14 protein-coding genes are annotated in these 14,046 nt (G+C 68.8%); 3 read left to right on the top strand and 11 right to left on the bottom strand.

Annotated elements, in window-relative coordinates:
• Positions 1-158 precede the first annotated feature (158 nt).
• Complete coding sequence (locus FVO59_RS14150) at positions 159-1,487, bottom strand: replication-associated recombination protein A (protein WP_182253199.1); 1,329 nt, start codon at positions 1,485-1,487, stop codon at positions 159-161.
• A gap of 78 nt (positions 1,488-1,565) precedes the next feature.
• Here FVO59_RS14150 and FVO59_RS14155 point away from each other — a divergent pair, with 78 nt between their 5' ends.
• From FVO59_RS14155 to FVO59_RS14165, 3 genes are all read left to right on the top strand, one after another.
• A complete protein-coding gene (locus FVO59_RS14155; RefSeq protein ID WP_182253200.1) occupies positions 1,566-1,871 on the top strand; it encodes a hypothetical protein in 306 nt (101 codons plus the stop codon).
• A gap of 133 nt (positions 1,872-2,004) precedes the next feature.
• On the top strand, positions 2,005-3,288 hold the full coding sequence (locus tag FVO59_RS14160; protein ID WP_430736354.1) for a DUF349 domain-containing protein: 1,284 nt from the start codon (positions 2,005-2,007) through the stop codon (positions 3,286-3,288).
• A gap of 66 nt (positions 3,289-3,354) precedes the next feature.
• Positions 3,355-3,924, top strand: coding sequence for a type IV toxin-antitoxin system AbiEi family antitoxin (locus FVO59_RS14165; protein WP_182253202.1), 570 nt, complete (start codon positions 3,355-3,357; stop codon positions 3,922-3,924).
• On the opposite strand, the gene FVO59_RS14170 is transcribed toward FVO59_RS14165, so the two are convergent.
• From FVO59_RS14170 to pdxT, 10 genes are all read right to left on the bottom strand, one after another.
• The gene (locus FVO59_RS14170; protein ID WP_182253203.1) at positions 3,894-6,146 is read right to left on the bottom strand and encodes a RelA/SpoT family protein; all 2,253 of its coding nucleotides are present in this window, start codon (positions 6,144-6,146) and stop codon (positions 3,894-3,896) included. The genes FVO59_RS14165 and FVO59_RS14170 overlap by 31 nt on opposite strands.
• A gap of 69 nt (positions 6,147-6,215) precedes the next feature.
• Entirely contained in the window at positions 6,216-7,205 is a 990-nt protein-coding gene (gene secF / locus FVO59_RS14175; protein ID WP_182253204.1) for a protein translocase subunit SecF, read from the bottom strand.
• Positions 7,205-8,941: a protein translocase subunit SecD gene (secD, locus tag FVO59_RS14180; protein ID WP_182253205.1), complete on the bottom strand. Its 1,737-nt coding sequence runs from the start codon at positions 8,939-8,941 to the stop codon at positions 7,205-7,207. The genes secF and secD overlap by 1 nt, the downstream gene beginning before the upstream one ends.
• A 37-nt stretch (positions 8,942-8,978) precedes the next feature.
• The gene (locus FVO59_RS14185; protein ID WP_182253206.1) at positions 8,979-9,395 is read right to left on the bottom strand and encodes a preprotein translocase subunit YajC; all 417 of its coding nucleotides are present in this window, start codon (positions 9,393-9,395) and stop codon (positions 8,979-8,981) included.
• Positions 9,396-9,468: 73 nt separating this feature from the next.
• Positions 9,469-10,500, bottom strand: coding sequence for a Holliday junction branch migration DNA helicase RuvB (gene ruvB, locus FVO59_RS14190; protein ID WP_182253207.1), 1,032 nt, complete (start codon positions 10,498-10,500; stop codon positions 9,469-9,471).
• Positions 10,493-11,101: a Holliday junction branch migration protein RuvA gene (gene ruvA, locus FVO59_RS14195; protein ID WP_182253208.1), complete on the bottom strand. Its 609-nt coding sequence runs from the start codon at positions 11,099-11,101 to the stop codon at positions 10,493-10,495. The genes ruvB and ruvA overlap by 8 nt, the downstream gene beginning before the upstream one ends.
• Before the next feature lie 9 nt (positions 11,102-11,110).
• Entirely contained in the window at positions 11,111-11,689 is a 579-nt protein-coding gene (gene ruvC, locus FVO59_RS14200) for a crossover junction endodeoxyribonuclease RuvC (protein ID WP_182253209.1), read from the bottom strand.
• Between the two features lie 67 nt (positions 11,690-11,756).
• Positions 11,757-12,521 (bottom strand): YebC/PmpR family DNA-binding transcriptional regulator, encoded by a 765-nt coding sequence (locus FVO59_RS14205; protein ID WP_182253210.1) that lies wholly within the window; start codon positions 12,519-12,521, stop codon positions 11,757-11,759.
• 53 nt (positions 12,522-12,574) lie between these two features.
• Positions 12,575-13,405, bottom strand: a complete 831-nt coding sequence (locus tag FVO59_RS14210) for a ribonuclease FAU-1 family protein (protein ID WP_182253211.1) — start codon at positions 13,403-13,405, stop codon at positions 12,575-12,577.
• Positions 13,406-13,415: 10 nt separating this feature from the next.
• Entirely contained in the window at positions 13,416-14,045 is a 630-nt protein-coding gene (gene pdxT / locus FVO59_RS14215; RefSeq protein ID WP_182253212.1) for a pyridoxal 5'-phosphate synthase glutaminase subunit PdxT, read from the bottom strand.
• Position 14,046: the final 1 nt, after the last annotated feature.

Consider the following 14,046-nt stretch of genomic DNA (forward strand, 5'->3'; position numbering starts at 1 on the left):
TGACGTGGACGCGTCTTTCGCGCCTCACGGGCGTATCGCCTCGCTTCCTCCTTCTCGTCGCGCACGCCGGGGCGCGTCGGGAAGTGGTGCAGGAGTGGAGGGATGCCCGAAAACTCTGTTTCGAGCCGATCAATGCTAACAGATCGAGCTGAGTCGTCTCAGCGGTCGTCGAGGATCTTCCTGATGCGCTCCAGTCGAGGTGCGATGTCGCGCTCCGCCCCGAGGTTCTTCGGCTCGTAATAGCGTCTGCCAACCAGCTCGTCCGGCAGGTACTGCTGCGGGAGGATGCCTGCATCGCTGTCGTGCGGGTAGCGGTAGCCCTTGCCATGGCCGAGCCGCTTCGCTCCGGCGTAGTGGGCGTCGCGGAGATGGATCGGCACTCTCCCGAAGCCGCCGGAGCGCACATCGGCGATGGCCTGGTTGATCGCGGTGTACGCCGCGTTGGACTTGGCCGTCGTCGCGAGGTAGATGGTCGCCTCGGCGAGGGGGATGCGCCCCTCGGGCATCCCGATGAAGGCCACCGCGTCGGCAGCCGCAGTGGCGATCGTGAGCGCCTGCGGGTCAGCGAGACCCACGTCTTCGGCTGCGGAGATGACGAGCCGACGGGCGATGAACCGCGGGTCCTCCCCCGCCTCGATCATGCGCGCCAGGTAGTGCACGGCCGCGTCGGGGTCGGAGCCGCGGATCGACTTGATGAAGGCGCTGATGACGTCGTAGTGCTCGTCGCCCTGCCGGTCGTAGCGCAGCAGCGCGCGGTCCACGGCCTGAGCGACGTCCTCGTCGGAGACGATGACCTCTTCACCCTCCTCGTGCGTGGAGAGCGCGACCGCCGCCGCTGCCTCGAGACCGGTGAGTGCGCGACGGCCGTCTCCGGATGCGAGCCGGATCAGCGCGGCGCGCGCGTCATCGGACACCGTCACGGCACGCGCGAGCCCTCTGGCGTCGACGACGGCGCGATCGAGCAGCACGCCGATGTCCTCGTCGGTGAGCGGCTTCAGCGTGAGCAGGAGAGATCGCGAGAGCAGGGGGGAGATCACCGAGAACGAGGGGTTCTCGGTGGTCGCTGCGATGAGGATCACCCAGCCGTTCTCGACTCCTGGCAGGAGGGCATCCTGCTGGGCCTTGGTGAAGCGGTGGATCTCGTCGAGGAACAGGATCGTGGTCTGGCCGTAGAGGTCGCGCTGGGTGATCGCCTCCTGCATGACCTCGCGCACGTCCTTCACACCCGCGGTGATGGCGGACAGCTCGACGAAGCGGCGCCCGGATGATCGGGCGATCGCCTGCGCGAGCGTGGTCTTGCCGGTGCCGGGCGGCCCCCAGAGGATGATCGACACGGCGCCAGGCGCCTGGGCATCCGGATCGGCAAGAGCGACGATCGGCGACCCCGCGCGCAGCAGATGCTGCTGCCCGGCCACCTCGTCGAGCGAGACCGGCCGCATGCGCACGGCGAGCGGGGTCTGTCCCGACAGGAGGGGTGCGGAGGTCATCGTCCCAGGCTAGTCGGGGCGACGGACACCGTGCCGCTCCCGGGTAGGCTCGCACTCGACCGGATCAGGAGGACACCCATGGCAGCACGCGGCTCACGCACACCCCGGCGCACGCGCACCGAGGCGGAACGCGCTCGGCTGTACGCGGCGCGCACCGCGTGGAACGCCAAGACGATCCGGCGACGCCGTCGCGACACGATCGTCGCCACCGTCGTCGGAGCCCTCGTCGTCGTGGGCGCTTTCGTGAGCCAGGCCGTGCACGCCCAGGTGACCCTGCCCGAGCCCACTCCCGCCGAGACGTCGACGCCGGTGCAGACCCCGTCGCCCTCCCCGTCCACGAGCTCTGCGCCCGATGCGACGCCGACGCAGACTCCGAGCGAGTGAACTAGGCTGAGCAACGTCCTTTCCCACTCCCGCGGGCCGACCGCGCAAGGAGAACATCGTGTCTGACAACGACGCCCCCACGCCCACCCCTCCCGTTCCCGGACCGCCCGTGCCGGCTCCGCCGCGCAGGCCGATGCCCGCGGCCGCCCCCGCGGCTCCCGCCGCACCTGCGGTAGCCCCGATCGCCTCGGATGCTGCCGAGTGGGGTCGCGTCACCGAAGACGGCACCGTCGAGGTGCGCGAGGGAGAGAGCTGGCGGCCGGTCGGTCAGTACCCCGACGGCACGGCGGATGAGGCGCTGGCGTACTTCGCCCGCAAGTACGATGACCTCGCGATCAAGCTCGGCACGCTCGAGACGCGCGCGCAGAACGGCGGCGCTTCGGCCTCCGATCTCACCAAGCAGGCCACGCACCTGCGCGGCGAGGCAGCCGACGCGGCTGCCGTCGGCGACCTGGTGACGCTGCGCGAGCGCATCGAGACCCTCCTCGCGTCGCTCGCCGAGGCGACCGCTCAGGAGTCGGCTGCCGCGAAGGAGGCGCTGGACGCCGCGATCGCCGAGCGCACCGTGATCGTCGAGAAGGCAGAGGCCATTGCCGGTCGCGACCTGTCGAAGGTGCAGTGGAAGCAGGTCACCGCCGAGATGACCGAGCTGTTCGACTCGTGGCAGGCGCATCAGCAGAACGCTCCGCGTCTGCCGAAGGGCGTCGCCCAGCAGCTCTGGAAGCGCTTCCGTGATGCGCGCACGACCGTCGACAAGGCGCGCCGCGCGTTCTTCTCCGAGCTCGACGACGCGCACCGCGCCGCACGCGACGCCAAGGCGCGTCTTGTCGAGCGTGCAGAGGCGCTCGCGCCGCGAGGCGTCGACGGGATCCCGGCCTACCGCGATCTGCTCGACGCCTGGAAGGCATCGGGACGAGCCGGCCGCAAGGCCGACGACGCCCTCTGGGCACGGTTCAAGGCCGCCGGTGACGCGCTCTACTCCGCCCGCGCCGAGCAGGCGGCGGCCGAGGAGGCGGACTCGGCTCCGAAGATCGAGGCCCGAGAGGCGCTGCTCGAAGAGGCCAAGGCCGTCGCCGACGAGCCGAACCTCAAGCGCGCCCGCGCACTGCTCACCCGCATCCAGCGCCAGTGGGATGAGGTCGGACGCATCTTCCCCCGCGACAAGGAGCGTGCGCTCGACGACCGCATGCGCTCGATCGAGCAGGCGCTCAAGTCGCGCGAGGACGTCGACTGGAAGAAGAACAACCCCGAGACCAAGGCGCGCGCGAACGACATGAGCTCCCAGCTCCTCGATGCCATCGAGAAGCTCGAGGCCGAGCTCGCCGCCGCCGAGAAGGCCGGCGACAAGCGCGCCGTCAAGGAGGCGACTGAGGCGCTGGCCGCCCGTCGCTCCTGGCTCAGCGCTCTGGGCGGCTGACGCAGGTTATCCACAGTGTGAGCCGTGGTGCCCCCGACACGGGCGCCACGGCTCACACTGTTGAGGGTGCATCCCGCCCTGTTCTACCGCCCCGGCGACAGGCTCACGCTGCCGGAGCTGAGCGCGGCGCGCCTCGACGGCGACGTCGTAGAGGTCGGCGAAGGGTACATGCCGGCCGACACGATCGAAGGGGCCGGAGCGCGGGCTCTCAGCCTCTCCCCTCTCGTGCCGACAGGCGCCGCGGTCAGCGGGATCAGCGCTGCCTGGGTGCACGGCGCGCGCGATGCGCCGCCTGGAGTCCACCATGTCTCCCGCATCAGTCGCACTCGTCAGCGGGTCGTCATCTCGTCGCGAGTCGTGCACCATGAGCGGCGGCTCCCAGAAGACGAGGTGCAGGAGATCGCCGGGGTCTGGGTGCAGAATCCGCTCGCGACCGCTGTATCGCTGCTCTTCAGCTCAGCAGGCAGTGCTGAGGACACCATCTGGCTGCGCGCGCTGATCGATGCCGCTCCCGGACTCGCCGATGCTGTGCGCGAGCGGGTGCTGCCGCTCGGCAGACGCCCCGGCGCGAACCATGCGCGGCGCGTGCTCGACGGCTGGGCGGATCAGGACGTCGTGACGCGATACACGTCGTAGACGGCGTCGATGCGACGGACCGCGTTCAGCACGCGGTCGAGGTGCACCGAGTCGCCCATCTCGAACACGAAGCGGCTGAGCGCGAGCCGTTCGTCGGTGGTCGACACCGTGGCCGAGAGGATGTTGACGTGGTGCTCGCTGAGCACGCGCGTGACATCCGAGAGCAGTCCGGAGCGATCGAGTGCCTCGACCTGGATCTGCACGCGGAAGACGCTCTTCGTCGTCGGCGCCCACTCGACGTCGATGAACCGCTCCGGATCTGAGCCGAGCGCCTTGACGTTCACGCAGTCCTGACGGTGCACCGAGACCCCGCTGCCTCGCGTGACGAAGCCGACGATCGGGTCGCCAGGCACCGGGGTGCAGCATCGCGCGAGCTTCACCAGGATGTCGGATGCGCCGCGCACCAGCACTCCGGAGTCGCTGGTGCGCGGCTCGCGCGCCGGCGCCTGTCCCGGCAGCTGGATTGCACCGGTGCTGGTGTCCTCGTCGGCGGCGACCAGAGCGGTGACCTTCTCGAGCACGGACTGCGTCGACACGTGGCCCTCGCCGACGGCGGCGTACAGTCCCGAGACGTCTTCATAGCGCAGCTGGCGCGCGACCTCCGCGAACGACTCCTGGTTCATCAGGCGCTGCAGCGGGAGGTTCTGCTTGCGCATCGCGCGCGCGATCGCCTCCTTGCCCTGTTCGATCGCCTCCTCGCGGCGCTCCTTGGTGAACCAGCCGCGGATCTTGTTGCGCGCGCGAGTGCTCTTGACGAAGCTCAGCCAGTCCTGGCTGGGACCTGCATCGGGGTTCTTCGAGGTGAACACCTCGACCACGTCGCCGCTCTTCAGCTCGGTCTCGAGGGGCACCAGGCGGCCGTTGACCTTGGCGCCCATCGTGCGGTGCCCGATCTCGGTGTGCACGGCGTACGCGAAGTCGACGGTGGTGGCCCCGGTGGGCAGCCCGATGACCCTCCCCTTCGGCGTGAAGACGTAGACCTCTTTGGCGCCGATCTCGAAGCGCAGCGAATCGAGGAACTCGCTGGGGTCGGCCGTCTCCGCCTGCCAGTCGGAGATGTGCGCGAGCCAAGCCATGTCGGCGTCGGCGGCACGGGTGTCGACCTTGCCGCCGTTCATCCGCTCCTTGTACATCCAGTGAGCCGCGACGCCGAACTCCGCCTGCTGGTGCATCTCGTGCGTGCGGATCTGGATCTCGACCGTGCGGCCGGAGGGGCCGATCACCGTGGTGTGCAGCGACTGGTAGAGATTGAACTTCGGCGTGGCGATGTAATCCTTGAACCGGCCGGGCAGCGGGGTCCAGCGGGCGTGGATCGCGCCGAGCACGGCATAGCAGTCGCGCACCGAGTTCACCAGGACCCGGATGCCGATGAGATCGTAGATGTCGTCGAACTCGCGGCCGCGGACGACCATCTTCTGGTAGACCGAGTACAGCTGCTTCGGGCGCCCGACGACCTTGCCGCGGATGCGCAGCTCGCGCAGATCCTCGTTGATCGACTCGACCACGTTCTGCAGGTACTTCTCGCGCTGCGGGGTGCGCTGCGCGATCAGGCTGTTGATCTCCGCGTAGATCTTCGGGTGCAGCACGGCGAACGAGAGATCCTCGAGCTCGGACTTGATCGTCTGGATACCCAGGCGGTGCGCGAGCGGCGCGTAGATCTCGAGCGTCTCCTTGGCCTTGCGCGCCGACTTCTCGGGCTGCACGAAGCCCCACGTGCGGGCGTTGTGCAGTCGGTCGGCGAGCTTGATCAGCAGCACCCTGATGTCCTTCGACATCGCCACGATCATCTTGCGGACCGTCTCGGCCTGAGCGCTCTCGCCGTACTTGACCTTGTCGAGCTTTGTGACGCCGTCGACGAGCATGGCGACTTCGTCACCGAACTCCGCGGTCAGCTCGGTGAGCGCGTACCCCGTGTCCTCGACGGTGTCGTGCAGCAGGGCCGCGGCGATGGCGCGCGGCCCGAGGCCGAGTTCCGCGAGGATCTGCGCGACCGCCAGCGGATGGGTGATGTACGGCTCACCGCTCTGGCGGAACTGCCCCTCGTGCTTCTCGCGGGCGACCCGGTAGGCGCGCTCGATGATGGGCAGATCGCCGCGCGGATGATTGGCGCGGACGGTGCGGATCAGGTTGTCCAGATCGTTGACCCTGGGGGCACGCGAGAAGATGCGCGGCACCAGTCGCCGCAGGCTCGACACCTGCGATGTCGCCTGAGAATCCGCCATCTTCCGCTCCCGTCCCGATCAGATCATCCTACGCGCGGACGGGCGCGTGCCCGACCACGCGCAGGGTGATCACACCGCTGCGACAGCGCGCTCGCGCGCCTCATGCACCTTGGCGTCGTGGGCGACGATCTCGGGCTCCTTCTCGCGGAACAGCGAGTACAGCGGAGCGGCGACGAAGAGCGTCGAGTACGTGGCGACGATGATGCCGACGAAGATCGAGAGCGAGATGTCGGTGAGCGTCTCTGCGCCGAACCAGAGCGATCCGATGAACAGGATCGCGCCGACCGGGAGGGCCGCGACGACCGAGGTGTTGATCGAGCGGATCAGGGTCTGGTTCACCGCGAGGTTCACCGATTCGCCGAAGGTGCGCGTCGTCTGATTCGCGTCTTCGGTCGTGTTCTCTCGGATCTTGTCGAACACGACCGTGGTGTCGTAGAGCGAGTACGCGAGGATCGTGAGGAACCCGATCACCGCCGCAGGAGAGATCTCGAAGCCGGCCAGCGCGTAGACGCCCACGGTGATGAGCAGCACGTCGAGCAGGCCGATGATGGCAGCGGCCGACATCTTCCAGGTGCGGAAGTAGATCGCGAGGATGAGGAAGGTCAGCGCCAGGAAGATCGCCAGGCCCCACAGCGACTGCCGCGTGACGTTCTCACCCCATGCCGGGCCGATGAAGGAGTCGGTGATCTCATCCGCGTTCACGTCATAGGCGTCGGCCAGCGCCGCCTTGACCTCCTGCGTCTCGTCCGGCGTCATCTGGTCGGTCTGCACGCGCACGTCGCGGTTGTTGACCGTGACCACCTTCGCCGCGGCTTCCGGCACGACGGAGCGCACCGCGTCGGTCGCCAGGCCCTGATCGGTCGACGACGGCGCGAGCACGACGAACTGCGAGCCGCCGGTGAACTCGATCGAGAACTGCACGGGGCGCACGAGCGGCACGAGGGCCGATCCGACCACCAGCAGGATGGCGATGATGAACCACAGACGGCGCTTCCCGACGAACGGGAACGAGGTCTTGCCCGAGTAGAGGTTGTTGCCGAACTCATTCATGGAGAACATCAGGCGTCGGAGTCCTTTCCGGCATCCTTGGATCCTGCGAGGGCCTCTGCGCGCTTGCGCTCGGCGATGGTCTGCCGCTTCTCTGCCTCACCGCGCGCCCCCTTGTTGCGGGCGGCGCGACCGGACGAGCCGGTTCGCACGTCGCGGAACTGCGCACGGCCGCGATACACCGCTCCGAGCGCCTCCGGGTCGAGACCCGAGAGCTTGTGCCCGCCGCCGAAGAAGCGCGTGCGCGCGAGCAGCTGCATCACCGGGTGCGTGAAGATCACGAAGATGAACACGTCGATGAGTGTGGTCAGACCCAGCGTGAACGCGAAGCCCTTGACGGTCGCGTCGGCGAGGACGTACAGCACGACGGCGGCGAGCACGTTGATCGACTTCGAGATGTAGATCGTGCGCTTCGCTCGACCCCAGCCGTCCTCGACCGCCGCGACGATGGATTTGCCGTCTCGCAGCTCGTCGCGGATTCTCTCGAAGTACACGATGAACGAGTCGGCGGTGAAGCCGATCGACACGATCAGACCCGCGACGCCGGCCAGGGACAGCCGGAAGCCCATTCGCCACGCGAGGATCGCGATGATGATGTAGGTGAGCACGCCCATCACGCCGATGGACGCCATGATCACCCAGCCGAGCGCGCGGTACGTGATCAGGGAGTACAGCGCGACCAGGCCGAGGCCGATGAGGCCGGTGATGAGGCCGATCTCGAGCTGCTGCGAGCCGAGGGTCGCCGAGATGGTGTCGGAGCTCTCGACCGTGAAGCTCAGCGGAAGCGCACCGTAGCGCAGCTGGTCGGCGAGGGCTTTGGCGCTCTCCTGAGTGAAGTTGCCCGAGATGCTCGGCTTGCCGTTGAGGATGACCGCCTGCATGGTCGGCGCGGAGAGCACCTTGCCATCGAGCACGAAGGCGAACTGATCGCGCGGCGACTGCTGCGCCAGGCGGTTGGCGTTCAGACGCTGGCTGACCTTGCCGAAGATCTCAGTGCCCTTGCTGTCGAACTCGAGGTTGACGGTCCAGCGACCGCTCTGCTGCTCGCGCCCGGCGGTGGCGTCGTCGATCACGGTGCCGTCGAGCTCGACGGGTCCGAGCAGGTACTTCGCGCTGCCGTTCTCCTCGCAGGCGATGAGGGGCTTGTCCTCAGCGGCACGTGAATCAACCTCGGCGGAGCAGTCGTACGCCCGAAGCGCCGCGATCTGCTTCTCGGTGGCCCAGCTCGGGTCGGACTTGTCCGTCGGCGCAGGTGAGGGCTCGTCGTTCATCGTCGCTGCGGGCGAGGGGAACGGCGTCTCCTTGCCGTCTTCTCCGACCGTCGACGTCGCCGGGTCGGTCGCCAGGATCACCGGGCGCAGCTCGAGCTTGGCGCTCGCCTGGATCCGGTCCCTGGTCGCCTGGTCGGCCACGCCGGGGATCTGGACGACGATGTTGCGGCCGCCCTCAGTGGTGATGTCGGCTTCGGCCACACCCGATGCGTCGACGCGCTGGCGGATGATCGCCGCGGCCTGCTCGAGCTGCTCGGTCGTGGGATCCGCACCGTCAGCCGACTCGGCGCCGAGGATGATCTGCGTTCCACCCTGCAGGTCGAGGGCGAGTTCGGGAGACCACGAGCTGGCGGGCTCGCCGGCGTCCGTCTTGAACACGTAGACGCCGAGCGAGTTGATGCCGAAGAGCACCGCCGTGACGATGAGCAGGCCGAGGAGAACCCGCCAGGCATGGCGGGTCGGAGATGAGGATGCCACTGAGTTCCGCTTTCGGGTGGGGGGCCGTGCCGGCGAGTCAGTTCTCGTCGTTGCGCTCGAGACGCGCCTTGGTCTCTTCCGGGGTCTCGACCTTGATCGACTCGATGCCGTCGGTCGCATCCTGCGCGGGCGTCACGTCGGACGCCTCGTCGACCTCGTCGGGCGTCTCATCCGCGACGTGCTCGTTCTCGTCGACGAGTCGGAGGATCGCCTGGCTGTGGACCTCGATGACGACGCCCGGGGCGATCTCGATCTGCGCCGGCTTGTCGAGGTCGACGGGGTCGTACGAGACCACGGTGCCGTACAGGCCGCCCTGCAGCAGCACCTTGACGCCGGGGACGGTCTTGGTGGCCTTCTCCTCCTGCTGCTCCTTCATCTGCTTCTGACGCTTGCGGGTGTTCACGAACATGAACACGAGCATCACGCCGAGAAGACCGAAGAGCATGAGGGACATGGGATCCATAGGGATGGGCCTTTCAAAGAGCGCACGCCGATGAGCGCACAAGGGTTCAGGGAGGCTTCAGCGATTATAGGTCATCGAACAATGCCACGCCGTCGGGGTGGGCGATGCCGAGGTGCCGGTACGCCTCGGGCATGGCGATGCGTCCGCGCGGAGTGCGCCCGAGGAACCCGATGCGCACGAGGTACGGTTCGACGACGCTCTCGACCGTCTCGGCCTCCTCGCCGACCGCGACGGCCAGGGTGCTGAGACCCACAGGGCCGCCACGGAAGCGACGCACCAGCGCATCGAGCACCGCGCGGTCGAGGCGGTCGAGCCCGATGGCGTCCACGTCGTAGAGATCGAGCGCGGCCCGCACGTCGTCGATCGACGCCGCTCCCCCGCCGCCGTGCACCAGCGCGTAGTCGCGCACGCGTCGCAGCAGGCGGTTCGCGATACGGGGCGTGCCGCGTGAGCGGCGTGCGATCTCGCTGAGCGAGTCGTCGGGCAGGCGCACGCCGAGCACGCTCGCCGATCGAGCGATGACGCGCTCGAGATCGTCGTCGTCGTAGAACTCGAGATGTCCGGTGAATCCGAAGCGGTCGCGCAGCGGGTTCGGCAGCAGACCGGAGCGGGTCGTCGCCCCGACGAGCGTGAAGGGGGCGAGCTCGAGCGGGATGCTCGTGGCACCTGCTCCCTTGCCCACCATGATGTCGATGCGGAAGTCCTCCATCGCGAGATACAGCATCTCCTCGGCGGAGCGCGCCATGCGGTGGATCTCGTCGATGAACAGCACCTCGCCGGGGGTGAGACTCGACAGCAGCGCCGCGAGGTCGCCGGCGTGCTGGATGGCCGGTCCACTCGAGAGTCGCAGCGGCCGCCCGCTCTCGTGCGCGACGATCATCGCGAGAGTGGTCTTGCCGAGGCCGGGAGGGCCTGCCAGCAGGATGTGGTCGGCTGGGCGCTCCTGGATGCGCGCCGCTTCGAGAAGCAGCTGCAGCTGTCCGCGCACCTTGGGCTGTCCGACGAACTCGTCGAGACTGCTCGGGCGAAGGGCGCCCTCGATCGCGAGCTCCGTCTCGTCGAGCGCCTCGCCGGCGTCGCGGGAGGCGTCAGCCACGCTTGGCTCCAGGCCCCATGGCCGCGAGCGTGCGGCGCAGCAGGGCCGGCACCGACTCGCGCTCCGCATCCGTGGCATCCTCCGCGGACTGCGCGGCGGCTTCGGCCGCGACCTTCTCCGACCAGCCCAGTCCGACGAGCGCTGCGGCGACCTGCTCGACGGTCGCGGTCGCCGGAGCGCCGGCGGGAGCGGATGCCACACGCGGCTGCACCTTGCCCGCCAGCTGCACGACGATGAGCTTCGCGGTCTTCGGTCCGATTCCCGAGACGCGGCGGAACGGCGCGTCGTCCTCGGCGGTGACGGCCTCGGCGATCTGGTCGACGGTGAGGTGCGAGAGCACGCCGAGGGCGGACTTCGGCCCGACGCCGGTGACGCTGAGCAGCTGTCCGAAGATCTCGAGCTCGTCGCGGTCGCTGAAGCCGAACAGGGTCAGCGCATCCTCTCGGACGATGAGGCTCGTGTGCAGCCGGAGCTGCTCGCCGACGACGGCGGTGTGTGCGACGTCCGCAGGCACGAACACCGCGAAACCGACGCCCCCCGTCTCGATGACGACGTGTGCGGTGTCGGCGTGCAGCACGGTGCCGCGCAGAGACGAGATCATGACCTCACCCTATCGGACATATGTTCTAGCGGCGCGGGCGCCGCGCTCGGCATCAGCCCACGCCTGCTGCGCCGGGGTCAGCCGGGCACCCGCGGCGGCCTGAGCGGTGCCGCCTCGCCAGGCATGGCACAGCGCGATCGCGAGCGCGTCGGCCGCGTCGGCCGGCTGCGGCGGAGCGTCGAGGCGCAGGATCCGCGCGATCATGGACTGCACCTGGCGCTTGTCGGCCGAGCCGTACCCGGTGACGGCAGCCTTCACCTCGCTCGGCGTATGGGTCGCGGCGGGAAGTCCGGCCTCTGCGGCGATCAGAAGGGCGACGCCGGATGCCTGGGCGGTGCCCATCACGGTCTGCACGTTGTGCTGCGCGAACACGCGCTCGACAGCGACAGCCGCCGGCCGGTGCTCGTCGATCGCCGCGCGGATCCCCGCGGCCACAGCCGCGAGACGTGTCGAGAGGTCAGCGTCGACGGGCGTACGGACGACACCGACATGGACGAGCGATGCTCTGCGGGACCGGTCGACGTCGACGATCCCGATGCCGCAGCGGGTGAGGCCGGGATCGATGCCGAGGACGCGCAGAGAGCTCACTCCCCCAGGCTACGAGGTGCACGAAGGCCCCCGGCGCAGGCGCGCCAGGGGCCTTCTGGAGCAGCCCCTACTCGTCGTCGTCGCTCTCGAGCTCGGCCTGAACATCGGCGGTGAGGTCGAAGTTGGCGAACACGTTCTGCACGTCGTCGCTGTCCTCGAGTGCGTCGATGAGGCGGAAGACCTTGCGCGCGGTCTCGGCGTCGATCTCGACTTTGAGGTTCGGGACGAACTCGACGTCGGCCGAGTCGTAGTCGATGCCGGCCTCCTGCAGAGCAGTGCGCACGGCGACCAGGTCCGTCGCCTCGACGATCACCTGGAACCCGTCCGCATGCGGCTCGACCTCCTCGGCGCCGGCCTCGAGAGCGGCCATCATCACGTCGTCCTCCGTGGTGCCCTCCGAGCCGACCACGATGACGCCCTTGCGGGTGAAGTTGTACGCGACCGAACCGGGGTCGGCGAGAGTGCCGCCGTTGCGGCTGAGCGCGGTGCGCACCTCAGCGGCCGCACGGTTCTTGTTGTCGGTCAGACATTCGATCATGAGGGCGACGCCGTTGGGACCGTAGCCTTCGTACATGATCGAGGTGTACTCGACAGCCTCGCCGCCGATGCCTGCTCCGCGCTTCACCGCGCGGTCGATGTTGTCCTTCGGGACCGACATCTTCTTGGCCTTGAGCACCGCGTCGAAGAGCGTCGGGTTGCCTGCCTGGTCGGGTCCGCCGAGCTTCGCCGCGACCTCGATGTTCTTGATGAGCTTCGCCCATGACTTCGCACGGCGCGCGTCGATGACGGCCTTCTTGTGCTTGGTCGTAGCCCACTTGGAATGCCCGGACATATGTCTCCGCTCGTCGCCTGCGCCCGGGAGTCGCCTCCAGGGCGTCGTCCATTCTATCGAATCGCGGGCAGTGCCACGGGCTCGTCCATCGCGGCATCCGGCGACCAGCGCTCCCAGCCCTCATCGAGCGGCCATCGTCCGTCGACGATGAACTCCCGTGCTGCGTGATCGGCGATCGCGCGCACGGCATCGGCTTGAGCGGGCGTGAATCGGCCCTGCCTGACGACGGCCTCCAGCTCGTCGGCATCCTTCAGCCAGATGTCCTCCGATCCCGGATGCCCCGCGTCGATCCACAGATCCAGAACGAGGTCGCGCGAGAAGATGCCCGGGTGAACCGCTCCGCCGCGACGATGCGGCACCTCGAGGTTCACGTACGCCCCCTGCGGGACGGCGTGAGCGTCGCGGAAGAACCACACCGACCACGGCTTGCCGCTCGGTGCGACACGGAGGACGCCAGGGCCGGTCCAGGTCGACTGACGCGTCACCGTCGGCACGCCGAACCGCTCGTGGAGAGGGATGTCGCGGGTGCGGCGGCCATCGGCCGGCACCGATTCGAGTCGTTCGGATCCTGACGGGATCCACACGACCAGGCCCCGAGCGTCATCACGGACCACGCGTGCCGACTCGGTGAAGCGACCATAGCGCCAGAGGATCTGCTCACCGGCGGAGAAGAAGCCGGCCTGAGCGGATCCGGAGGGAACCGACGTCGCGAAGCCGGGTTCGGCGTGCACGTCCGAGCTGCTGAGAGCCTCGACGGCGTCGATCGCGCGCTCGAGCGCCATTCCTGCGCCATCGAGGCTCTGCCAGGCATCGCCGCGCCGGCCGACGAGGGTGACCGTTCCGCCGCTGGCGCTGAGGTCCGTGGATCCGAGTGGCAGGCGCATGGGTGCGAGGCTATCCCTCGCGGACTGCTATCCGTTCCGCGACGCGCTGCAGGAAGCGCTCGTGGAAACGCGGTTCGCCCGAGATCTCGGGATGGAAGCTGATCCCGAGCAGATTCCCCTGTTCGACCGCGACGACGCTGCCGTCATCGAGCGCCGCCAGCACCGAGGCATCCGGACCCACCGTGTCGACCACCGGACCGCGGATGAACGCGGCGCGCACCGGATCGCCGCCGAGGCTCGGCACCGCGACAGGGCCTTCGAAGGAGTCCACCTGGCGGCCGAAGGCGTTGCGCCGGACGGTGACGTCGAGGCCACCGAACGTCTGCTGCCCGTCGATCGCGTCGACCAGGCGGTCGGCGAGCATGATCAGACCGGCGCAGGTGCCGAACATCGGCATCCCGGCTCGGATCGCCTCGCGGATGGGATCGGCCAGACCGAACATCCGCGTCAGCTTGTCGATCACGCTCGACTCGCCGCCGGGGATGATCAGTCCGTCGACCGTGGCGAACTCCTCCGGTCGGCGCACCCGCACCGCCTCGGCGCCGAGGCGCTCGAGCATGGCGACGTGCTCGCGCACATCACCTTGCAGGGCGAGCACCCCGACGCGCGGGCCGTCAGCCTTCGTCGACTCCTGCGTCACA

It is taken from the genome of Microbacterium esteraromaticum, from assembly GCF_014084045.1.
GTDB lineage: Bacteria > Actinomycetota > Actinomycetes > Actinomycetales > Microbacteriaceae > Microbacterium > Microbacterium esteraromaticum_D.

Coding starts and splice junctions, on each gene's coding strand:
- FVO59_RS14170 (WP_182253203.1), bottom strand. CDS start 6,146: ATGGCGGATTCTCAGGCGACATCGCAGGTGTCGAGCCTGCGGCGACTG.
- FVO59_RS14185 (WP_182253206.1), bottom strand. CDS start 9,395: ATGTCCCTCATGCTCTTCGGTCTTCTCGGCGTGATGCTCGTGTTCATG.
- ruvA (WP_182253208.1), bottom strand. CDS start 11,101: ATGATCTCGTCTCTGCGCGGCACCGTGCTGCACGCCGACACCGCACAC.
- FVO59_RS14150 (WP_182253199.1), bottom strand. CDS start 1,487: ATGACCTCCGCACCCCTCCTGTCGGGACAGACCCCGCTCGCCGTGCGC.
- FVO59_RS14210 (WP_182253211.1), bottom strand. CDS start 13,405: ATGCGCCTGCCACTCGGATCCACGGACCTCAGCGCCAGCGGCGGAACG.
- FVO59_RS14160 (WP_430736354.1), top strand. CDS start 2,005: ATGCCCGCGGCCGCCCCCGCGGCTCCCGCCGCACCTGCGGTAGCCCCG.
- FVO59_RS14205 (WP_182253210.1), bottom strand. CDS start 12,521: ATGTCCGGGCATTCCAAGTGGGCTACGACCAAGCACAAGAAGGCCGTC.
- secF (WP_182253204.1), bottom strand. CDS start 7,205: ATGTTCTCCATGAATGAGTTCGGCAACAACCTCTACTCGGGCAAGACC.
- FVO59_RS14155 (WP_182253200.1), top strand. CDS start 1,566: ATGGCAGCACGCGGCTCACGCACACCCCGGCGCACGCGCACCGAGGCG.